General features: G+C 68.2%; 22 protein-coding genes. 8 read left to right on the plus strand and 14 right to left on the minus strand.

Translation table 11 applies throughout. From position 1 onward, the window contains the following. Positions 1-1300: DNA primase (gene dnaG, locus LPN03_RS17680; protein WP_262455320.1), on the minus strand; the 1300-nt coding region annotated here is incomplete at its 3' end. Between the two features lie 240 nt (positions 1301-1540). Between dnaG and LPN03_RS17685 the strand changes: the two genes are divergently transcribed. Together LPN03_RS17685 and LPN03_RS17690 are read left to right on the plus strand one after the other, a co-directional pair. Next, a complete protein-coding gene (locus tag LPN03_RS17685; RefSeq protein WP_205677865.1) occupies positions 1541-1897 on the plus strand; it encodes a hypothetical protein in 357 nt (118 codons plus the stop codon). Between the two features lie 22 nt (positions 1898-1919). Then, positions 1920-2300 carry a VOC family protein gene (locus LPN03_RS17690; RefSeq protein WP_262455321.1) on the plus strand — a complete coding sequence of 127 codons (381 nt, stop codon included), beginning with the start codon at positions 1920-1922 and terminating at the stop codon, positions 2298-2300. Positions 2301-2433: 133 nt separating this feature from the next. On the opposite strand, the gene LPN03_RS17695 is transcribed toward LPN03_RS17690, so the two are convergent. Genes LPN03_RS17695 through LPN03_RS17705 form a run of 3 tightly spaced genes read right to left on the minus strand, consistent with a single transcriptional unit; the run spans position 2434 to position 3912 of the window. After that, positions 2434-3105, minus strand: coding sequence for a DUF1254 domain-containing protein (locus LPN03_RS17695; RefSeq protein ID WP_262455322.1), 672 nt, complete (start codon positions 3103-3105; stop codon positions 2434-2436). After that, positions 3102-3707 carry a DUF1214 domain-containing protein gene (locus tag LPN03_RS17700; RefSeq protein WP_262455323.1) on the minus strand — a complete coding sequence of 202 codons (606 nt, stop codon included), beginning with the start codon at positions 3705-3707 and terminating at the stop codon, positions 3102-3104. The genes LPN03_RS17695 and LPN03_RS17700 overlap by 4 nt, the downstream gene beginning before the upstream one ends. 13 nt (positions 3708-3720) lie before the next feature. Continuing rightward, positions 3721-3912: a hypothetical protein gene (locus LPN03_RS17705; RefSeq protein WP_262455324.1), complete on the minus strand. Its 192-nt coding sequence runs from the start codon at positions 3910-3912 to the stop codon at positions 3721-3723. A 51-nt stretch (positions 3913-3963) separates the two neighbouring features. On the opposite strand from LPN03_RS17705, the gene LPN03_RS17710 reads away from it, so the two are divergent. Next, positions 3964-4314 carry a GntR family transcriptional regulator gene (locus LPN03_RS17710; protein WP_262455325.1) on the plus strand — a complete coding sequence of 117 codons (351 nt, stop codon included), beginning with the start codon at positions 3964-3966 and terminating at the stop codon, positions 4312-4314. Beyond that, positions 4311-5288, plus strand: coding sequence for a hypothetical protein (locus tag LPN03_RS17715; RefSeq protein WP_262455326.1), 978 nt, complete (start codon positions 4311-4313; stop codon positions 5286-5288). Before LPN03_RS17710 ends, LPN03_RS17715 begins: the two co-directional genes overlap by 4 nt. A 65-nt stretch (positions 5289-5353) precedes the next feature. Here the strand turns inward: LPN03_RS17715 and LPN03_RS17720 are convergent, their stop codons facing one another. The 3 genes from LPN03_RS17720 to dusB all read right to left on the minus strand — a co-directional run bounded on the left by LPN03_RS17720 (position 5354) and on the right by dusB (position 8176). Continuing rightward, complete coding sequence (locus LPN03_RS17720) at positions 5354-6628, minus strand: deoxyguanosinetriphosphate triphosphohydrolase (protein ID WP_165180097.1); 1275 nt, start codon at positions 6626-6628, stop codon at positions 5354-5356. A gap of 64 nt (positions 6629-6692) precedes the next feature. Further along, complete coding sequence (locus tag LPN03_RS17725; protein ID WP_262455327.1) at positions 6693-6992, minus strand: hypothetical protein; 300 nt, start codon at positions 6990-6992, stop codon at positions 6693-6695. A gap of 2 nt (positions 6993-6994) precedes the next feature. Next, the gene (gene dusB, locus LPN03_RS17730; RefSeq protein ID WP_262455328.1) at positions 6995-8176 is read right to left on the minus strand and encodes a tRNA dihydrouridine synthase DusB; all 1182 of its coding nucleotides are present in this window, start codon (positions 8174-8176) and stop codon (positions 6995-6997) included. Between the two features lie 184 nt (positions 8177-8360). Here dusB and LPN03_RS17735 point away from each other — a divergent pair, with 184 nt between their 5' ends. Continuing rightward, a complete protein-coding gene (locus tag LPN03_RS17735) occupies positions 8361-8951 on the plus strand; it encodes a TetR/AcrR family transcriptional regulator (protein ID WP_262455329.1) in 591 nt (196 codons plus the stop codon). A 9-nt stretch (positions 8952-8960) separates the two neighbouring features. Here the strand turns inward: LPN03_RS17735 and LPN03_RS17740 are convergent, their stop codons facing one another. After that, complete coding sequence (locus LPN03_RS17740; protein WP_262455330.1) at positions 8961-10010, minus strand: alpha/beta hydrolase; 1050 nt, start codon at positions 10008-10010, stop codon at positions 8961-8963. Between the two features lie 95 nt (positions 10011-10105). On the opposite strand from LPN03_RS17740, the gene LPN03_RS17745 reads away from it, so the two are divergent. After that, positions 10106-10972: an alpha/beta hydrolase gene (locus LPN03_RS17745; protein ID WP_262455331.1), complete on the plus strand. Its 867-nt coding sequence runs from the start codon at positions 10106-10108 to the stop codon at positions 10970-10972. Continuing rightward, the gene (locus tag LPN03_RS17750; protein ID WP_262455333.1) at positions 10972-12381 is read left to right on the plus strand and encodes an MFS transporter; all 1410 of its coding nucleotides are present in this window, start codon (positions 10972-10974) and stop codon (positions 12379-12381) included. The genes LPN03_RS17745 and LPN03_RS17750 overlap by 1 nt, the downstream gene beginning before the upstream one ends. A gap of 220 nt (positions 12382-12601) precedes the next feature. Here the strand turns inward: LPN03_RS17750 and mgtE are convergent, their stop codons facing one another. The 6 genes from mgtE to LPN03_RS17780 form a co-directional block, all read right to left on the minus strand. Then, on the minus strand, positions 12602-13960 hold the full coding sequence (mgtE, locus tag LPN03_RS17755) for a magnesium transporter (RefSeq protein ID WP_262455334.1): 1359 nt from the start codon (positions 13958-13960) through the stop codon (positions 12602-12604). A 459-nt stretch (positions 13961-14419) separates the two neighbouring features. Next, on the minus strand, positions 14420-15028 hold the full coding sequence (locus LPN03_RS17760; protein WP_262455335.1) for a DNA-binding response regulator: 609 nt from the start codon (positions 15026-15028) through the stop codon (positions 14420-14422). After that, positions 15025-16239 (minus strand): sensor histidine kinase, encoded by a 1215-nt coding sequence (locus LPN03_RS17765; RefSeq protein ID WP_262455336.1) that lies wholly within the window; start codon positions 16237-16239, stop codon positions 15025-15027. Before LPN03_RS17765 ends, LPN03_RS17760 begins: the two co-directional genes overlap by 4 nt. A 47-nt stretch (positions 16240-16286) precedes the next feature. After that, a complete protein-coding gene (locus tag LPN03_RS17770) occupies positions 16287-17096 on the minus strand; it encodes an ABC transporter permease (RefSeq protein WP_262455337.1) in 810 nt (269 codons plus the stop codon). 5 nt (positions 17097-17101) lie between these two features. Next, positions 17102-18112 carry an ABC transporter ATP-binding protein gene (locus LPN03_RS17775; RefSeq protein ID WP_262455338.1) on the minus strand — a complete coding sequence of 337 codons (1011 nt, stop codon included), beginning with the start codon at positions 18110-18112 and terminating at the stop codon, positions 17102-17104. Positions 18113-18134: 22 nt separating this feature from the next. Beyond that, positions 18135-18677: a hypothetical protein gene (locus LPN03_RS17780; protein WP_165180109.1), complete on the minus strand. Its 543-nt coding sequence runs from the start codon at positions 18675-18677 to the stop codon at positions 18135-18137. 180 nt (positions 18678-18857) lie between these two features. On the opposite strand from LPN03_RS17780, the gene LPN03_RS17785 reads away from it, so the two are divergent. After that, a partial coding sequence (locus LPN03_RS17785) for a type III polyketide synthase (RefSeq protein ID WP_262455339.1) occupies positions 18858-20021 on the plus strand: 1164 nt, incomplete at its 3' end.

Consider the following 20021-nt stretch of genomic DNA (forward strand, 5'->3'; position numbering starts at 1 on the left):
GCACCTCGTTGGGGTCGGCGATGCCCAGCCAGCCGGCCAGTTCCTGGCTGTACCCCATCCGGGTGGAGCCGTCGCGGATGGCGGCCACCACGGGTGCGGAGGCGCGCAGGCCGCTGACGCGGCCTTCCACCGTGCTGAGGTCGAACTTGGCAAGCGTGGAGCGGATGGCGAATTCAAACAGCGGGCGGCGCGAGCGGATCAGGGAGTGGACGGCCTCATCCCCGCGCCGCTGGCGAAGCTCGCATGGATCGGCCCCGGTGGGCTCCACGGCCACGTAGGTCTGGGCGGTGAAGCGCTGGTCTTCGTCGAAGGCCTTCAGGGCGGCCTTCTGGCCGGCGGCGTCGCCGTCGAAGGTGAACACCACCTCGCCTCCCGTGCCGTCGTCGGAGAGCAAGCGGCGGGCCACCTTGATGTGTTCGGCGCCAAACGCGGTGCCACAGGTGGCCACGGCCGTGTCCACCCCGGCCAGGTGGCAGGCCATAACGTCCGTGTACCCTTCCACCACCACCAGCTGGCGCTTGGAGGCGATGTTCCGCTTGGCCAGGTCGATCCCGTACAGCACCTGGGACTTCTTGTAGAGCGTGGTTTCGGGCGTATTCAGGTATTTGGGGCCCTGGTCGTCCTCGAAAAGCTTGCGCGCGCCGAAGCCCACGGTATCCCCGGCAATGTCCCGGATGGGCCACATGAGGCGCCCCCGGAAGCGGTCGTAGATGCCCCTCTGCCCCTCGGAGAACATGCCAGTCAGCTTCAGCTCCTCCTGCGTGAAGCCCTTGCCGGAGAGGTGTTTGAGGAGCGCATCCCAGCCCTGCGGGGCGAAGCCCACGCCAAAGTGCTCCGCGGCGCTGCGGTCGAAGCCGCGCTCCTGCAGGAACGCCCGGCCCGTCGCGGCGGGAGGGGTGAGGAGCTGTTCGCGGAAGAACTCGCCGGCGATCTTGTGGGCATCCAGCAGCCTTTGCCGGCGCCCCACTTCTTCGCGGCGCGGCCCGGTGCCGCCGTCCTCATAGTGGAGTTCGTAGCCGATGCGCCCGGCCAGCTTCTCGACAGCCTCGGAAAAGGAGATGTGGTCCATTTTCTGGATGAAGGAGATGACGTCGCCGCTCTCCTGGCAGCCGAAGCAGTGGAAATACCCCATCTGGGGCCGCACATGAAAGGAGGGGCTGCGCTCATCGTGGAACGGGCACAGGCCCTTAAAGGAGCCGATGCCTGCCGATTTGAGCGTGACGTAGGCGTCAACAACTTCCTTGAGGTCGGTGCGCGTGCGCACCTCGTCAATGTCTTCGCGTTTAATCAGGCCGGCCACACGGCCAGTTTACGTGAGTTAATGCGGCCCGGAACCACTGGCGCCGGCGCCTGTGGAGAACGCTGCAGTGTGACCGATTTGGCAGCGGCCGGTGTCTGGAATCACCGCGCAACCAAGGCATTTACCGGGGTCCCGCGGAGCTGCCAGCGATAAACTTGGGGTATGCCGCACGCGGCGGTCCAATGGCGAACCTTCCCCGACCGGCCACCATTTTTCACCCCGCCACTTATGGAGAAAACCTTGTCGTTCACCGCCATCCGCCCGTCCGCCGCCGCCCGCAGCTCCGTCGGTTCCGACATCCTGCTGGCCCGCCACGGCAGCGCCATTTCCTCCCTGCGCCTGGACCGGGGACGCGGCCAGGTGGTGGCGGTATTGGCCGACGGATCCGTTGACACCGCCCCGAACCTGATTGACCCGACCCTGCAGATGCCGGGACGCTTTGACGACGACACCAAGCTCATGCTCTATGTTTGCGCGGCCACGGTGGGCGTGGCGGCCATCATGAGCGTCGCCGTCGGCATTGTCTTTGCCCTGGCCAACCCCGAGCAGCTGGCCAGCTTCACCGCCGCCCTGGGGAGCTACTCCGCCGCCATGTAGCCGGCGGTGGTAGCCTCGCCACATGATCGGGCGACTGCACCATCTTGTCATCGACTGCCCCGACCCGGACGCGCTGGCCGGGTTTTATGCCGCCCTGCTGGGGCACCCCGTCACGTTCCGTTCGACGGACTTTGTGGTGGTGGCGCCCAACGACCACAGCTCCGGGCTGGCCTTCCAGCGGACCCCGGACCACGTTGCGCCCCGCTGGCCGGACCCCGCCTACCCGCAGCAGATGCACCTCGATGTGCTGGTCGACGACGTCGATGCCGCCCATGCGCGGATCCTCGCCCTGGGTGCCACCCGGCTGGGCGGGCCGGACTCCCACGTCTATGCCGACCCCGCCGGCCACCCGTTCTGCCTCGTCCCCCGCCCGGGCTGGGCGGCTCCCATAGGGCCGGGCTGACGGCAGCTTCGGCCTCCCGGCATTGGGTACCTGCGCGGGGCCACGGGGATCGAACGGTGCATGCGCCGCACCGGAAATAATCGGTTCCGGCACGCTCAATGCCCAATGAATACCCTCACGGTGGTCCGGCTGACTAACGTTCGCGCTCTGGTTTTAGTGATGTGAGCTGGATCTGCTTCGCGAGTGCGTATGCCGCGGGCCGGTCATTTTCGTTGGCGACGAACACCCGCCCGATGAGCAGTGCGGCGTGATGCGGCACGTCGATTCGGCTCATACCTGCCGGGGTGTCGCCGGCCCAATTGGATTCGCAGAGGAGAAAGTCGCCAGCAGCAGTCCCGGTGGTGCGCTTGCCCACATAAGCGAAGTTGGCCCCGCTGGTTGGGTCGGTGAACTGCACGCTGCAGTAGCGGCCGTCCATCGCGGGCATGTGCAGCACATACGGTCCGCCCTTCACGTCAAGCCAACCCCCCAGGTAAAGGAGATCATCGGTGCCGGTCGCGATCACACTGCCGGACGACGCGGATTGGAACGGGCTCTCCGGCACGGCATAGATCGTGTTCACGGGGATCGGGCCGCCACCCAAGCCACGCCCCTCGAATATCCTCTTGAAGCCGCCGACCGTGATCCGGGGCCAGAAGTAGATAAACACGAACCCTCCGAGCAACCAAACGATCGCAGCCGTCACGGCGAGCGGGATGATCGCGCCCAAACCGCCTTCGGCGACCCGTCGATAGATGACCCATGCGAAGATCGCCAAGATGACGATGATGACCGGAGTGGCGTATTTCAGGATCAGGCGATTCATGACCGCACCCGGGCCACTGGCGGAACCTGGTAGTCGCCGTTCACTACCGAGGCGGCGGGCAGGTAGGCGCGGAGCATGAGCTTGAACCGGCCGGGCGGCGTTGCCACCCAGTTCCCTGGGGCACCTGGCGGCTGGTGCGGCTGCATCAGAATGTCGACCGATCCGTCGGCGTTGGCCACCAGACCAGAGTGGCTGTCCACGCTCGACCGGCCTGCCGCTGTGCCGACCATGTAACCGACGGTGTCCGTTGCGGTGAGTGACCAGAAGGCGTCATTCGGCGGGAGCCGGCCCGCCGGAAAGTGAAGCCGATAGGCGTGCTCGCCGCTGAGACGCGCCCCCGTGTCGTCGCTGGTTGCTGTCCAGTAGGCGGCTTCCTCGAAAACGTTGACCACCGGCAGGGCCTTCTGCAGTGCCGCCCGCGCGAGCAGTCCGTTGCCTGGGTGGCCCGCCTTGCGGATGGCGCTCCAGCCGTTGACGGTTGTCGTCTTGGTCTTCGCAACGGCGTTCAGGAGCAGGACCGTGGTCAGGTACGCGAATGTCAGTCCCATGATCACGCCCTGCACGACGCCGGAACCCGCCACCCAAGAAAAGAAGCCGCTCACGATGACTCCCGCATCACAGCACCCCGGTTCTGAACAGCACAACAAAGGTAACGATCGTGGCAACGATGACCCCGATCACGAGCCAGCCCTGCCACGAACCGGGGTGCCAGCCCGGGCCGGACGTGTTCGGCTTGAACCACCGCTTGGGCGTCTTGCCGGTCCGCTGTTGGGCACCGGTCGGTCGTCTTTGCTCATCCTTGGACATGCGTTCTCTCCTGCCTAGGGCAAGTAGTGCTAGTAGAACTAGAATAACTCTATGTTCGTACTCATCGATCCGGCAACGGCCACTCCCGTGTTCGCGCAGATTGCCGAGTCCATCGCCACCCAGATCGCGACGGGGACGATCTCCACCGGCGCGCGCCTGCCGGCGGCCAAAGTGCTGGCCGAGTCAATCGGCGTCAACTTTCACACGGTCTTGCGCGCCTACCAGGAGCTGCGCAACGACGGCCAGATCGAGCTTCGACGAGGCCGCGGCGCCGTGGTGGTCGGCGCACCAACAGCAAACGGGGTCCGCGTCGCCGTGGCTCGGGCGGCTGCCGAAGCGAAGTCCGCGGGCATCCCGATCGGGACCCTGCTGGCGCTCGTCCGGAAGGAATACGAGTCATGAACAGCCGCATCGTTGACCACCGGGCCGCCCGGCGAGCCGCACTCATCGCGACGATTTGGGTACCACTTGCGATCGTCGTTGCCGCAGAAATTGTCATAGTCGGTGTGGGTGCCACCGGCAGCCCGCAGCTCATCACCCACTGGCGCCCCGGCTCCGACCGTACCGGGCCGTGGTGGACCTACGCGGTCCTGGTCGCTGCAATTGGCTTCCCGGTGATCGCATTCATCGGCTTCTTCATGGTCCGCGCGACGAGAATGGCGGGGATGAACGCGTGGATGCCGGCCATCGCGATGGGAATTACAGTTTTCCACGCGATCGGCATGGGCGTTGGTTCGGTCGTACTCAACGTGTCGCCTCTCGCGCCGGCGCTTCCCCTCGCCGGCGGCGTCATTCTCGCGGCCGCCGCAGGGTTGCTGACCTGGTGGCTGCTTCCGCGGGAGGCCCTGACAGCCGAAAGCGTTCAGGCGGTTGACGCGCTCCCGGTCCGATCCAGCGAGGTCGCAGGCTGGACGGGGAGGGTTGAGCTCCCGGCCTGGTTCATGGCGCTCATCGCCGCCGCAGCCGCGGTACTGATCGTGCTCGGTGTGACTCTCTTGTTGACCGTTGGTCCTCGCCTGTGGCCGATCTTCCTCTCGCCGCTCCTTCTGCTGCTCGTTCTGCTCGTCACGGCGCATGTCGTCGTCACCGCCGGTCCGCGCGGATTCATCGTCCGATCAGCGATCGGCTGGCCGCGACTCCGCATTCCCCCGGCGAGTCTCGCGAAGGCAGCTGTTGTTGCGGTCGACCCGTTGGCTGACTTTGGCGGCTGGGGCTTCCGATGGGTGATCGGCCCGAGCCGAAAGGGGCGCTGGGGTTTCGTAACCCGCCGGGGCCCTGGCCTGGAAGTCTTCCGCCGCGACGGCCGTTCAATCGTCGTCACGGTGGACGACCCCGGCACCGCCGCCGCCGTCCTCGAAAGCTACGCAACGAAGTAGCGTTCCAGGACCGCTGAGAACGAGGGATCCATCGTGCAGGACAAGCGCTACTGGATCCCGCCGCGCTACAGCAGCGTGCGTTCCATCCCCACCAGTCGCTCGTGGAGGGCCAGCGCCGACACATCCGTAAGGGACGCGATCTGGTCGATGACAACCCTAAGCCGGGCGTCGTCGTCGTCCGCGTCCCGCCAGTCCGCGGCAAACATGGTCTCCAGGTGGGCGTCCCCGGTGGCGTTGAGCACCGCGACCAGCTCGCTGAGGATGTCCTGCTGGCGCTGGTAGATGGGCTGGCGGTGGTCGGTGGTCATGACAAAGGTGGTGGCCAGGCCCTTCATGACGGCAATTTCGTAGGCGGTTTCAACAGGTACGACGACGTCGGCAGCGTACCGGGTGAGCCGTTCGGGGCCGTAGATTTCCCTGGTCGCGGCGACGGCGCTCTGGCAGAAGCGGCCGATCAGCTGGCTGGTCATGTCCTTCAGGGCGGCCATCGAGGCACGGCTGCCGTCGGCGTGGCGGACCCAGACATCCGCCGATTCCAGCCGGGTGAGCGCTGCATCGATCTCTGCCGTGTCCACGGACGGGAGGTACCACTGCTGCGTGTAGCCCAGCACCCGGTTGCGCTGGTCCGAGTTGGCCAGCCACTTCAGCTGCACATGGCCGGCCACGATGGCGTCCTCCACGTCGTGGACGGAATAGGAAATGTCGTCGGCCAGGTCCATGACCTGCGCCTCGACGCAGGTTTTTCCGGCCGGGGCGTTGCTGCGCAGCCACTCAAAAACGGGGAGGTCGTCGGTGTAGGCGCCAAACTTGCTGGTGCGGCGCCCGTCGATCAGCGGCGCGTCGGCGGCCAGCCACGGGTATTTTGAGGAGGCATCGAGGGAGGCGCGGGTCAGGTTCAAGCCGGCCGAGCCGCCGTCGGGCGTCATGACCTTGGATTCCAGGCGGGTCAGCAGGCGCAGCGTCTGGGCGTTTCCCTCGAAGCCGCCAATGTCGTGGGACAGGTCATTGAGCACGGACTCGCCGTTGTGGCCGAAGGGCGGGTGGCCGAGGTCGTGGGCCAGGCAGGCGGTGTCCACCACGTCCGGGTCGCAGCCCAGCGTGCGGCCCAGTTCCCGGCCGATCTGTGCCACTTCCAGGCTGTGCGTGAGGCGGGTGCGGACAAAGTCGTCAGTGTCCGGGGCCACCACCTGGGTCTTGGCGCCGAGCCGCCGCAGCGCCGAGGAGTGCAGCACGCGTGCACGGTCGCGCTCAAAAACGGTCCGGAAGCTGCTCTTGTGGGCCTCCTGGACCCAGCGCTCCACGTCGGTGGAGGAGTACTCTGGCTGCGCTGAGGTAGACATATCCCTTAGTTTAGGGCCATCGCGGCGGCCCAATGGTCCGGCGCCACCCGGACGCCCGCTCCGCCTACGGCAGGTGCCGGTTGATCCAGCGCAGCGCGGGCCCCACTGCGGGGAGCCGGTTCCAATTGCGCGCCATGACACCCTGCCGGCCGCGGTTCACGGCCTGGGCACCCCAGTGGGCGAGGCCCCCGCGGCCCTCGGCCGCACGGACCCGGGCCCGCTGCCGCAGGGAAATGGTGCAGTTCAGGCACACTCCGGCCTCCGGCCTGCTGCCGAGCCGGATGATTCCCGACTCGGGGAAGGTCCGCCCGCAACACCAGCACATTTGCTGCTCCGGCCCGCTGCCGGTATCCGCCGCTGTCATCACTATCCTCCGGAGACGTCGAGCTCGGCGCCCGCCAGGTCCACCTGCTGGCTGCCGCTGAGCGTGCGCTCGTTCAGCCAGCCGTCCGGCAGTGCCGTGCGTTTCGGGGTGCCGGCGCGCCCGCGGGGGCCTTCGGCGTCGGCCCCGGGGTAGGGCGAGTCCATGTCGAGCTGGTCCAGCAGGCCGCGCAGGACTTCCAGGGTGGGGACCGCGGCAAGCTGGGCGCGCAGTTCGCCGCCCACCACATAGCCCTTGAAGTACCAGGCCATGTGCTTGCGGATGTCGCGCAGGGCCTTGTTTTCGTCGTCGAAGGTGTCAACGAGCAGTTCGGCGTGGCGGTAGACGGCGGCAGCCACCTCGGCCAGCCCCGGCTTGTGCCGCTTGTCGCTGCCTTCGAAGGCGGCCATCAAGTCGCCAAAGAGCCATGGGCGGCCCTGGCAGCCGCGGCCCACCACCACGCCGTCGACGCCGGTCTGGCGCACCATGGCGATGGCGTCCTCGGCGCTCCAGATGTCCCCGTTGCCCAGGACCGGGATGTCCGGCAGGGCCTCGCGGAGGCGGGCGATGGCATCCCAGTCGGCGTGCCCTGAGTAGAACTGGCTGGCGGTGCGGCCATGGAGGGCCACGGCGGCCACGCCGGCATCGCGGGCAATGCGGCCGGCCTCAAGGTAGGTCAGGTGGTCGTCATCAATGCCCTTGCGCATCTTGATGGTCAGCGGGAGCCCGCCCTTCGATGCTTCCTTCACGGCCGTGTTCACGATGGCAGTGAAAAGGTCCAGCTTCCACGGCAGGGCCGCTCCCCCGCCACGCCTGGTCACCTTGGCCACGGGGCAGCCGAAGTTCAGGTCAATGTGGTCGGCATGGTCTTCCTCGACCAGCATCCGCACGGCGCGGCCCACTGTTTCCGGATCGACGCCGTACAGCTGCACCGAGCGGATTTTCTCGTCGTCGTCGTGGCTAATCAGCCGCATGGACTCCGGCGTCCGCTCCACCAGCGCCCGCGAGGTGACCATTTCAGAGACGAACACGCCGCCCCCGTGTTCGCGGCACAGCCGGCGGAACGCCGTATTCGTGATGCCTGCCATGGGTGCCAGCACCACGGGCGTGTCCACGGTAATGTTGCCAAGTTTCAGGGGCGGGAGGTCCAACTTGGTGTCGCTGGAGGGGAAGTCTGTAACAGTCACGCTCCAATTCTCTCAAATCGGTCCAAATTAAGCGTCCGTGGCTTGGGGGTCCCGCCCTCCGCCCGGGTTGCAGCCCAAGCGGCCCGTTGCGCGGCGGTGGAATAGACTCACGCTGGTGGACCACCACGCCACGCGCACAGCCACACCACGCCACGCCCACAGACCTGCACCAAAGGACGCACCCATGCCACGCATTTCAGCCACCAAACAGGCCATTCTTGCCGCTGCACTGGAGCTGGGCGCGCTGCACGGGATCTCCGGCACCACCATGGACGAGGTGGCCGAGCGCGCCGGCGTGGCCAAGGGCAGCGTCTACTACAACTTCTCCTCCAAGGACCAGCTGTTCGGCGAGCTGATCACCTCCGGGGTCAGCACTTTGGCGGAAACCCTGCGCGGGGCCCGCCTGTCCGCCAGCGGATTCGCCTCCATTGAGGCCATGGTGACGCAGATGCTGGCCCTCATCGCCGACAACCGCGCCCTCGCCAAGCTGATGGCAGCGGAAATCTTCCGCACTGACCGGGCCTGGCAGGAGTCGATGGCCGCCCTGCGCCGCGGGGCACTGTCCGAAATCGAGGCTGCGCTGGAGCCGCTGACCCCGGCAGGAACCCCGGAGGGTTCGCGCCGCCTCATGGCCGGCGGCATCTTTGGCGCCACGCTGATGGGCGGCCTGGAATGGCTGCTGTTCAGCCCTGGCACGCCGGTTGCCGAGGTCGCCGCGGCCATTGTCTTCACCTTTTCCGGAAAGCTCGACGCCGGGTCCCCGGCTTCCGCCTGAGCCTCGCCGTCAGGCGGCGCCGCGGACATGTGCGGCGAGCAGCTCCGCGAACCTTTCCGGCTGCTCCACGGAGGGTGCGTGGCCGGTTCCGGCAAACACCTCTTCGGAGTAGCGGCCCCCGTTGGCGGCGTAGCGCTCCAGGACGGCCCGGGTCTGGGCCAGCATCTGCTGGGCCGGTGCCACGTCCGCGCCCGGCCAGCCGGGGATCACGCCGGCCTGGCCCAGGAAGTTCAGGTCGAAGGCGGAGGAATCGGAGACGATGGCGTCGGCATCGCCGCGCACCCACAGGATGGGCGGCTTGACGGCGAGCGCAACAATTCCCGAGACGTCAAAATGGCCCGGCGCCATGGTGTTGAGCACCCCGCGGGTGCCGGCGGCAAAGCCCGGCCAGTTCGCCGATGCCACGGAATCCCCCGGGTAGTTGTCCTCGCCCGTCGCGGTGGTGAGCATTGATTCGACCCAGGTGTCCTCGTCTTCTGAGGCAAAGCCGGGCGAAACATAGGAGCTCTTGTAGACGGCCCACGGCCCAAGGGCGTTCTCCCGGCTGGTGTCGCCCGCCTGGAGAGCGGCCACGAATCCCGGGTTGGCCCCTCCTCCCCCGGTGCCGGCGTCGTCCTCGGTGAGGCGGGTGCCGTCCAGGCGCGTCCCCCCAAAGCCGTAAGGCGAAACCGGCGCCTGCAGCGTGATGCTGGCGGCAGGGTGGTCCAGGGCGTATTGCAGCGCGACGCCGCCGCCCATGCTCCAACCCACCACGTGCACGGGGCCCAGCCCGAGCTCACGCACCACGGCGTGGACGTCGTCGCTGAAGTCCCGCACGCCTCGGGTGGCATCGACTGGGGCCCTTTCGCTGCCGCCAAAGCCGCGCAGGTCCACGGCGTAGGCGGCGATGTCCTCCGGCAGGGCCAGCATGGCTGGCTGCCAGAACAGGGAGGAGGAGACGTTTCCGTGGATGAATACGGCGGCGGGCCCGTCGGTGCGCTGCCCGGTGCGGGTGAGCACGTTGGCGGCCAGGCGGCCGGTGTGAATGGTGGTGGCGGTGATGCCGTCGAAGAGTGGCACTGCGGGACCCCTTTTCACGCTGCTGGTGACTGCTTGTGATATGCCCCACTTTAGGGCAGATTGGAAGAAGCGGCCCGACGCGGGAAAGGTGCACCATGACGTACAGGCTCTCCAGTGTTCCCGGCTCGCTGGCCTTCGGCGAATGGGGCGATCCCGGCGCCCCCGCCGTGCTGGCCGTCCACGGCATCACCGCCAACCATCTGGCCTGGGCCGCCGTCGCCCGGGCCCTGCCGGAGTTCCACGTCATTGCCCCGGACCTGCGCGGGCGCGGGGGCAGCCGCGGGCTCGGCGGGCCGTATGGCATGGAGGCCCACGCGGCCGACCTTGCCGCCCTGCTGGACCATGTGGGCGTGGCGACTGCCGCCGTCGTCGGCCATTCCATGGGTGCCTTCGCCGCCCTGGTCTTCGGGCTGCGGCACCCCGGCCGGACGGCTGCCACCGTGCTGGTCGACGGCGGCCTGCCGTTGGTGCTGCCGCCCGGGCTCACCGTCAATGACACGTTGGGGCCTGCGGCGCAGCGGCTCACGATGGAGTTTGCCGACCGTGCCGCCTACCGCCAGCTTTGGAAGGGGCACCCCGCCCTCGCCGGCGCCTGGAACGGGGACATTGAGGCATATGTGGACTACGACCTGGTGGGCGAACCGCCGCGGCTGCACTCCAGTGCCAGCTACGAGTCCATGGCCCTGGACTCGGCGGACCTTTTTGGCACGGACGCCATCGAGGCGGCCCTGTCGGCCCTGCCTGCGGGGACGCCGTTGCTGACCGCCCCGCGCGGGCTGCTGGATGCGGATCCCCTCTACTCGGCAGAGGCACTGGCGGCGTGGCGTGCCCGGTTGCCGGGCCTTGCCGTGTCCGAGGTGCCGGACGTCAACCACTACACCATCGTGATGGGCGGGCGTGGTGCGGCCGCTGTTGCCGCGGCGGTCAAGACGGCGGTGACCGCGGGCCGGACCGGCTCCTGATGTCCGCTGCGGCCGGGGTCGGGTTCCGTTCCGAACGCGGCCCGGTGCTGATTTCGCTCATGGTCAGCATGGCGCTCGTGGCACTCGATGCGACCGTGCTGGCCACGGCAGTGCCGTCCATCGTGGACAGCCTGGGCGGATTCTCCTCCTTCCCGTGGCTGTTTTCCGTCTACCTCCTCGCCCAGGCGGTGACTGTCCCTGTCTATGCCAAGCTTTCCGACACCCTGGGCCGCAAGCCCGTGATGCTGGCCGGGATCAGCATCTTTCTGGCGGGCTCGGTCTTGGCGGGGCTGGCCTGGAGCATGCCGGTGCTGATCGCATGCCGCCTCATCCAGGGCCTCGGCGCGGGGGCCATCCAGCCGGCCACCGCCACCATTGCCGGGGACATTTACACGGTCGAGGAACGCGCCCGGGCCCAGGGCTACCTTTCCGGGGTGTGGGCGGTGGCGGCCGTGCTGGGCCCGGCCCTTGGCGGACTGTTTTCCCAGTTCGCGTCCTGGCGTTGGATCTTCTTCGTCAATGTCCCCATCTGCATTGTGGCCATGGTGCTGCTGGCCAGGTCCTACCACGAGAACGTGGAACGCCGGCGCGTCCACATTGACTACCCCGGGGCGGTGCTGCTGGCCGGCGGCATGTCGCTGCTCATCCTGGCCGTGCTTGAGGGCGGGCAGGCCTGGGCCTGGGACTCGCCGCCCAGCATTGGCGGCTTCACCATCGGGGCGGCCTGCGTCGCCGGCTTCGTGATGGTTGAGCGGAGGACGGCGGACCCCGTCCTTCCGCTCTGGGTCCTCTCCCGCAGGCTGCTGCTGACCACGACGCTGGTCTCGCTGGGCGTGGGTGCCGTGCTGATCGGGCTGAGCTCCTACGTCCCGACGTTTCTGGAGGGATCGATCGGCACGGTGCCCTTGCTGGCGGGGCTGGCCGTGGCGGCCCAGTCGATCGGGTGGCCCATCGCCTCCAGCTTCTCCGGCCGCGTCTACATGCGCCACGGCTTCCGCAGCACGTCGATGCTTGGCATGGCCGTCATCGTGGCCGGTGCGCTGGCCCTGGTCATTGCTTCAGCCCGGCCAAACGTGTGGGTGGTGGCGTGCTGCTGCCTGCTCATTGGCGCCGGCCTCGGCTTTGCCTCCACCCCGGCCATTGTGGCCGCCCAATCATCCGTGGGCTGGGGCCAGCGCGGCGTGGTGACGGGCTCAAACATGCTGGCCCGGGCCATTGGCAGCTCCGTGGGCGTGGCAATCTTTGGGGCTGTGGCCAATTCCATCGTGGCGTCCACGGGACTGGGCCCCACCGATCCCGCCACTATCGTCGCCTCCGCCCGCGGCGTGTTCCTGGCCGTGCTGGCCTCCGGAATCTTGGGGCTGGCCGCTGCCGCCGCCATGCCCCGCTCCGTCGCCGTCGTGCCCTGAGCAAAGGCACGACGACGGCGACACCTGCTCGCCGGTTCAGCGCCCCTCCGGCCACTCCGCTGCCGCATGATGAGGGAGGGTCGCAGGAAACCCCGCGAAACATGAGGGAGGGTCGCAGGAATCCCCGCGAGACATGAGGGAGGGTCGGTGGGGAGGGCGCAAAAGGTGAGGGAGGGTCGGTGGGGAGGGCGCAAAAGGTGAGGGAGGGTCGGTGCGGGGGTCAGAGGCCGAGGATGCTGGTGGCGATGAGGAAGTAGATCACCAGCCCGGTGGCGTCCACAAACGTGGAAATGAACGGGTTGGAGAACACTGCCGGATCGGCCTTGACTGCCTTGCCCAGCAGCGGCATGAGTCCGCCGATGCTGGCCGCCATGGTGCACACGCCCAGCAGCGTCAGCCCAATGACCAGGCCGATGGGCACCGTGAACGCGATGGAGGCAATCGCGAACCCAAGGGCGCCCAGGAGCAGGCCCAGGAAGGCCCCCACGCGCACTTCACGGGCAAAGACCTTGAACACGTCGCGGGGGCGCACGTCCCCCAGCGCCAGCGCACGGGTGATGGTGGTGGCGGCCTGGTTGCCCGTGTTGCCGCCGGTGCCGATCAGCAGCGGGATGAACAGGGAGAGCACCACCTGCTGTTCCAGCGTGGCCTCAAACGCGCCAATGACCTGGACGGTCAGCGTGGCGCCCAGGGCCAGCACCAGCAGCCACACCACGCGGGCCCGGACAATGCTGCCGACAGGGGTGGCCAGGTACGGGCGGCGTAGCGGCTCGGTGCCTCCGGAGCGCGCCGCGTCCTCACTTTCCGCCTCTTCCAGGATCACCAGTGCGTCGTCTACCGTGAGGATCCCGACCAGGCGGTCCTCGGCGTCGACAATGGGCAGCACCAGCACCTTGGCATCGGCGCAGTACCGCGCGGCGTGCTCCGCGTCCAGGGTGGCCGGCACGCTCATTGGCGTCTTCATGATGTCGGCAACCAGCTGCGACTCTTCAGCCCGGAGCACGTCACGCAGGGACACGACCCCCACCAGGTGGCGGCCGCCGTCGGTCACTGGAATCGTGTAGACGCTCTCTGCGTCGTCGAGGTGGGCGCGGACGCGGGCGAACGTTTCCCGCACCGTCAGCATGGGATGGGTCGTGACGAATTCCGGGCTCATGAATCGGCCCACGGAACGCTGCGGATAACCCAGGACGGTGCTGGTGAGCGCGCGCTCCCTTTCATCCAGACCGGAGATGAGGCGGTGCGCCACGGAGGCCGGCAGCTCATCGAGCAGGGCCACGCGGTCATCCGGGCTCAGTTGCGCAAAAACCTCGGCAACGTCTGCTTCCTGCAGGCCGGACACGAGGTCGGCCTGCAGTGCCGCGTCGAGGCGTTCAAAGACCTCCAGCGCCCGGTCCTTGGACAGGGTCCGGTAGGCCAGGGCCCGCCGGATGGTGCTCAGGCGTTCCAGCTGCTCCAGCGTTTCAGCCAGGTCCAGGGCCTGCAGCACGCGGGAAACGCCGGCAACATCATTGGCTCCCAGGGCCCTGCCCAGGAGCTCGGCGCTGGCGTCAAAGGTCTGCGTTGGGGACTTGATCATGGTCCGGTTCCCTCCGGTGGGGGCACACACTGGCCTGCCACGGCGGTAGCCGGGGTGGCGGTAGCCGGGGTGGCGGTAGCCGGGGTGGCGGTAGCCGTAGTGGCTGCAGTCGCGGTGGCTGCAGTCGCGGTGGCTGCAAAGGCGGTGTGCAAAAGGGGTGGGTGGTCTGGTGCGCGCAGCCGCGCAGCCCACCGTGACGGGCAAATCTGCCGTCAGCTGGCGTCCCCTGGGTACAGGTGTGGCTCGCGCGGGGCGGTAGTTCGACTAGGTCCGTCGTCCATGCGTGCCTCCCACCTCCATCCATTCCGGGCCCGTCGACCGTGTCCGCGACAAAGGTTTTGCTGCAATGGTCCGCTGCAACCAGGGGATAAGTTGCAAGCGGTTGCGGCACAGGAGGGCGTCCCCCCATCCTAGGCCGGGGCGCCTGCGAACCACCAATCACGGCGGGTTCCGCAGGGGTCAGAGCAGCCAGCCGTTTTCCTGCGCAATGTGCACTGCTTCCGCACGGGTCCGGGCGCCCGTCTTGCCCATGGCGCTGGAAAGATAGTTGCGCACCGTCCCTTCGGTCAGAAAGGTGGCCGCGGCAATGTCCGCCACCGTTCCGCCGCCGCCTGCCGCCCGGAGCACGTCGGTTTCCCGTTCCGTCAACGGGCTGTCGCCGGAGGTCATGCTCTCCACTGCCAGCGCCGGATCCACCACTCGCAGCCCTGCGGCGACCTTCCGCACCGCGTCCGCCAGCTGCCTTGCCGGGGTGTCCTTGACCACGAACCCGCTGGCCCCTGCCTGCATGGCACGGCGCAGGTACCCCGGCCGGCCAAAGGTGGTGACCATCAGCACGCGGCAGTCCGGCGCGTCGAGGCGCAGCTTGGCCGCTGCGGCAATCCCGTCCAGCCCCGGCATTTCCACGTCCAGCAGTGCCACGTCGGCCCGGTGAAGGACGACGGCGGCGCCCACCTCATCCCCCCGGCCCACCTCTGCGACCACCTCGATGTCCGCTTCCAGGCCCAGGAGCGCGGCCAGCGCGCCCCGGACCAGGGCCTGGTCGTCAGCTATCACCAGCCGGATCACAGGCTCAGCCTCAGCCGGAAGCCGCCCAGGGCGGAGCGGCCCAGCTCGAGCGTGGCGCCGGCCGCGGCAGCCCGCTCCGCCAGGCCGTTGAGTCCGCTACCGGCGGGGAGCCCGTCTGCAGGCACCCGCCCGTCCCCTGCCGGGGCGGCACCCAAGGTGCCGGGTTCCGCGGAGGGGCCGGCGCCGTCGTCGTCAATCTGGAGGAGGCGGGCGGACAGGGTGACAGTGCAGCGGGTGGCTCCGGCATGCCTGATGACGTTGGTGATGCCTTCGCGGAGGGCCCAGCCAAAGAGTTCGCGGGCGGTGGCGGGCACGGAATCGGCGGCCCCGGGCAGTTCGGCCTCGATGCCGGCCGCGGCCAGCGCGGTGCGTGCGCCAGCCAGCTCGGTGAGGACATTGATGCCGCGGTACCCGCCCACGGTGGCCCGCACATCCTCCAGGGCGCCCCGGGCCAGGTCCTCAAGGTCGGCAATTTCCGCAGCGGCCCTGTCCGGGTCAATGGACAGCAGGCGCCCGGCCAGTTCGGCTTTGACGGCGATGACGGTCAGGGAGTGGCCCAGGATGTCGTGCATGTCCCGGGCCACGCGGCTGCGTTCCTCCCGGACGGCCAGCGCGGCCAGTTCATGCTGGGTCTGGCGCAGTTCCCGGATGGTGGCCAGCTGCCGGGAGAAGGCCATCATCATCAGGCCCAGTGAGCCGATGGTGGCCGCCTGGGAGAAGGCATTGGCAGGCTCGGCGCCGGCCGCTGCATTGATGGCGAAGGATCCCCCGGACAAGGCGATTATGGCGGCCAAGGCAAGGGTGCGGGGGTGGCCCTGGCTGCCGATGAACACCGACACGAACGTCCACAGCCACGTGGTGCCGACCGCAGCGTCCGGGTAGGCGAAAAATGCCACGCTGATGCCGAAGAAGCCCAGGGCGAGGAAGGCCTTGAACCGTTGGCTGCGGTACCACCCCATGGGCGGCCCCACCATGAAAACGGCCACGAACACCAGCATGTGGACCCAGAGCAGGGCGTTGACCCAAGGGTTGCGCTCCCCGGCCGCGGCGCCCCAACCGCTGCTGAGCAGCAGGATCAGGCCGGAGATGCCCGCGGCAATGAACCAGCGGCGGGGCCCGCGCCCGGCCGCCAGCTCCCGGATGGAGGGGACGTGGTCCGTGGCAGGGAACCAGCCCGATTCCCCGGGTCCGTCGCTTGCCATTGATGCCATAAGGCCCACTGTATGCTTTCCCGGCCGGGGCGGGGCTGCTCCCGCACTCACACCCGCTGGGTGTCGCGGCGGAAGGCGAGGGCGGCACCGATCCCGAAGACGGCCAGCCAGAGGATGACATTGCCCACGGCGAGCCAGTTGAAGGCATCCCCTGTCAGCGGGGACCGGGCAATTTCACCGAGCCCGTAGGTGGGGGTCCACACGCCGATGTGCTGCAGGGGCTTGGCCATGGTGTCCAGGGGCCGGAAGAGTCCGCCGAAGAAGGCCAGGAATGCCAGCGCCGGGCCCATGAACTGCATGACGTTCTCGCTGGGAACCAGGTAGCCCACCATCAGGCCCATGGCGGTGAAGACGAGGGATCCCAGCCACGCGGCAGTCCCGGCCACAATCCACACTTGCACGGGCAGGCGCACGCCGATGGCCAGGCCCGTGGCAAAGGTGGCCAGCACGGCCAGCAGGCCGATGGAAAGCCCGCCGAGGATTTTTACGAAGATGTTCGCCACGGGATGCAGCGGGGTGAGGCGCAGCTGCCGGCTCCAGCCGAGCTGGCGTTCAATGGCCACGGCCCCGCCGGCTGAGGTGGAGGCCATCATGGCTCCATAGACGGCCATGGAAATCATGATGAACGCGGCCACGGACGGTGCGCCCTGGGCCACGGTGCGGCCGGTTTCGATGGACGTGTCCCGGAATTGCAGCCCAAAGGCCAGGAACATGACGATGGGAAAGGCGACGGTAAAGAACAGGGTGCGGCGGTTGCGGAAGCGCCGCTTGATCTCGATGCCGAGCAGGGTGGGGTTGAGGCCGCCGAAGGGCGGGACGTTGCGGGCGCGCCCTGTTGCGGGCAGTGCTGTGGTCATGGCGGTTACTTTCCTTTGCTTTCTGTCCCTGTTATTTCGGCTGCGGCGTCCGCGTCCCCGGTGAGGGCCACGAAGGCGTCCTCAAGGTTGTGGGAGGTGATTTCAAGGTCGACGGCGTCCGTGGAGTTGAGCAGGTATCTCGCCACGGCGTCGGAATCCTTGGTGCGGATGGCCAGCCTTTCGCCTTGGACTTGCACCGAGTCCACGCCTGGCAGGGCGGCGAGCGCGGCTGCGTCTGCATTGTCCGCCGTGGCGAGCACGGTGCGTCCTGAGGCGAGGTTCTTGATTTCAGCCGCCGTCCCGTCCGCCACGATCTTCCCGCGGCGCACCAGCACAATCCTGTCCGCGTAGGCATCCGCCTCCTCCAGGTAGTGGGTGGCAAAGATGACGGTGCGGCCCCGTGCGGTGTCGGCACGGATGGCCTGCCAAAAGTCCCGCCGCCCCTCCACGTCCATGCCGGTGGTGGGCTCGTCCAGGATCAGCAGGCCCGGATCGGAGAGCAGGGCCATGGCGAAGCGCAGCCGCTGCTGCTGGCCGCCCGAGCACTTTTCCACCCGCCGGCCCGCGACGTCGAGGATGCCCGCGCGGTCCAGGACTTCGTCCACGGGCTGGTGCTGGGCAAAGAGCGACGCCGTGAGGGCTGCCGTTTCACGCACCGTGAGGTCCTTCAGGAGCCCGCCGGTTTGCATGACGGCGCTGACCAGGCCGTGGGCGATGGCTGCCCGGGGCGCCATGCCGAAGATGGCGAGGCTGCCGGCGTCGGGCTTGGAAAGGCCCAGCAGCATGTCGATGGTGGTGGTTTTGCCCGCGCCGTTGGGGCCAAGGAACGCCACCACCTCGCCCGGGCGGATCTGCAGGTCGATGCCGTTGACGGCGTGGACGGTCTTCGAGTGGGTTCCGAAGGACTTGTGCAAACCTGTGGCGTCCACGGCGAGCGGGCCGGTGGGATCGGGCGCAGCGCCCCGTGGCAGGGTGCTGCCCTGTCGGTTGTGCGCCTGCGTGGCGGGAACGGTCATGGTGAGTCTCCTTCAGGATCGGTCAATGATGGATGCGTGCGGCCGGCTGGGCGGCGGACGTCAGGGCGGCCGTAGCGGCTGGCGCGGCGGCCCGGGCCCGGGACAGCGTGCCGAAGCGCTGGGCCGCCAGTGCAATGCTGAGGTAGAGCATGATGGAGGTGGTCCCGAGGGCCTGTGCTCCAGCCCGCTCGGCGGCCGGGGCCAGGAAAACCCCCACCTGGTCCAGGCCCAGGTGGATGGCGAGGCCCGCGATCCACAGTGCCACGGTGGTCCAGTTGCCCTGCCGGAGCAGCGTGCCGCCGTCGCGCCAGACGCGGATCAGGCTGCCCCTCCACCAGCCGACGGCGGCAGCCGAGACGAGTCCGGCGCCCATGGCCAGGTACGCGGCCGCCGGAATCGCGGCATGCCCCGCCACGGCCGCAATCTGGCCGATGCCCACCACGCCCAGCACCAGCATGAGCAGGTAGGGCCGGTTTTCCCGGACGGGCCGGACACTGAGTTGGCGGTAGAGAATCCATGCCAATGCTGCCGCCGCCAGGGCAAGGTATGGGAGTTGCTGGGTCATGATGCGCTGCCTCTTGCTGTGTTGGGTTCGGCCCGACGGGGCCATTGGAATAATTCTTCCGGCCGAAGGCCAGGGAGCCCCCACACGGCTGTCACGGGCTCCCCATGACATTTGTCATGACCGCCCGCCGTCGGGGAGGCAGGCATTGTGTTCTTCACCCGCAGCGCCTAAGAATGGACCATGACGGTCACGTTGAGGTCCCTGGAAACCGCAGTCCCGCCCACCATCCTGCTCCAGCCTGAAGCCCGCGACGTGTTTGCCGCCCAGCCCGGCCTGACCCGGCTGGGCCAGCGGCTGGTGCGGACCTGCTTTGACTCGGCCGCCATCGACACCCGGCACACGGCCGTCGCCGAAATGTCGCTGGATTACCAGGGGGACGGCGCGCCCGTGTTCTTCGACGCCGGCCAAGGACTCCTGCTCACCCCCAGTACCAGGGAGCGCAACGAGCTGTTCACCGTGGAGGCCACCGCGTTGTTCATCGAGGCCGCATCCCGGGCCGTGGAAAAGTGCGACGGCGTGTCCCCGGCCGATGTCACGCATGTCATCACCGTCTCCTGCACAGGCTTTTTCAACCCGGGGCCGGATTACAAGATCGTCCGTGCGCTGGGTCTTGACGCTTCGGTGCAGCGCTACCACCTCGGGTTCATGGGATGCTACGCGGCATTCCCGGCCCTGCGGGCGGCCAAGGCGTTTTGCGAGGCGGATCCCCGTGCCGTGGTGCTGGTGGTGTCGGCCGAACTGTGTTCCCTGCACGTGCGGACCTCCAACAACCCGGACACCATCATGGGCTCGTCGCTGTTTGCCGACGGGGCGGCGGCCGCCGTCGTGACGGCACGCGAGCTTCCGGCCACACGGCCGGTGGTGGTGCTGGACCACTTTGAGACCGTGCTTACGCCGGTGGGTGAGGATTCCATGGCGTGGAACATTGGCGACCAGGGTTTTGAGATGGTCCTGGACAGTTACGTGCCGCGCATCATTGATGAGCACATTGTGGGGGCGCTGGAACCCCTGCTGGCCCATGAGCCCGGCCTGGCGGCCTTGCCGTACAGCGAGATCCGGCACTGGGCCATCCATCCCGGCGGGCGCAGCATCCTGGACAAGGTGGAGGCCAAGCTGCAGCTCACCCCCGATCAGCTGGTGCCCTCGCGGGAAACGTTGCGCAACTACGGCAACATGAGCAGCGCCACCGTGATGTTCGTCCTCAAGCACATCCTGGACCAGGCCGCCACCGCCGAGTCGGAAAGCATCTGCGCCATGGCCTTTGGCCCGGGGCTTACGGTGGAAACGGGGCTGTTCACCAAGGTGTCCCCCGGGCTGGGCGCCGAGACAGCCAGCGCGGGGGAA

It is taken from the genome of Arthrobacter sp. A2-55 (assembly GCF_025548615.1).
Taxonomy (GTDB): domain Bacteria; phylum Actinomycetota; class Actinomycetes; order Actinomycetales; family Micrococcaceae; genus Specibacter; species Specibacter silviterrae.

Coding starts and splice junctions, on each gene's coding strand:
- LPN03_RS17690 (WP_262455321.1), top strand. CDS start 1,920: ATGATCGGGCGACTGCACCATCTTGTCATCGACTGCCCCGACCCGGAC.
- LPN03_RS17695 (WP_262455322.1), bottom strand. CDS start 3,105: ATGAATCGCCTGATCCTGAAATACGCCACTCCGGTCATCATCGTCATC.
- LPN03_RS17705 (WP_262455324.1), bottom strand. CDS start 3,912: ATGTCCAAGGATGAGCAAAGACGACCGACCGGTGCCCAACAGCGGACC.
- LPN03_RS17710 (WP_262455325.1), top strand. CDS start 3,964: ATGTTCGTACTCATCGATCCGGCAACGGCCACTCCCGTGTTCGCGCAG.
- LPN03_RS17715 (WP_262455326.1), top strand. CDS start 4,311: ATGAACAGCCGCATCGTTGACCACCGGGCCGCCCGGCGAGCCGCACTC.
- LPN03_RS17720 (WP_165180097.1), bottom strand. CDS start 6,628: ATGTCTACCTCAGCGCAGCCAGAGTACTCCTCCACCGACGTGGAGCGC.
- LPN03_RS17725 (WP_262455327.1), bottom strand. CDS start 6,992: ATGACAGCGGCGGATACCGGCAGCGGGCCGGAGCAGCAAATGTGCTGG.
- LPN03_RS17735 (WP_262455329.1), top strand. CDS start 8,361: ATGCCACGCATTTCAGCCACCAAACAGGCCATTCTTGCCGCTGCACTG.
- LPN03_RS17745 (WP_262455331.1), top strand. CDS start 10,106: ATGACGTACAGGCTCTCCAGTGTTCCCGGCTCGCTGGCCTTCGGCGAA.
- LPN03_RS17750 (WP_262455333.1), top strand. CDS start 10,972: ATGTCCGCTGCGGCCGGGGTCGGGTTCCGTTCCGAACGCGGCCCGGTG.
- mgtE (WP_262455334.1), bottom strand. CDS start 13,960: ATGATCAAGTCCCCAACGCAGACCTTTGACGCCAGCGCCGAGCTCCTG.
- LPN03_RS17765 (WP_262455336.1), bottom strand. CDS start 16,239: ATGGCATCAATGGCAAGCGACGGACCCGGGGAATCGGGCTGGTTCCCT.
- LPN03_RS17770 (WP_262455337.1), bottom strand. CDS start 17,096: ATGACCACAGCACTGCCCGCAACAGGGCGCGCCCGCAACGTCCCGCCC.
- LPN03_RS17775 (WP_262455338.1), bottom strand. CDS start 18,112: ATGACCGTTCCCGCCACGCAGGCGCACAACCGACAGGGCAGCACCCTG.
- LPN03_RS17780 (WP_165180109.1), bottom strand. CDS start 18,677: ATGACCCAGCAACTCCCATACCTTGCCCTGGCGGCGGCAGCATTGGCA.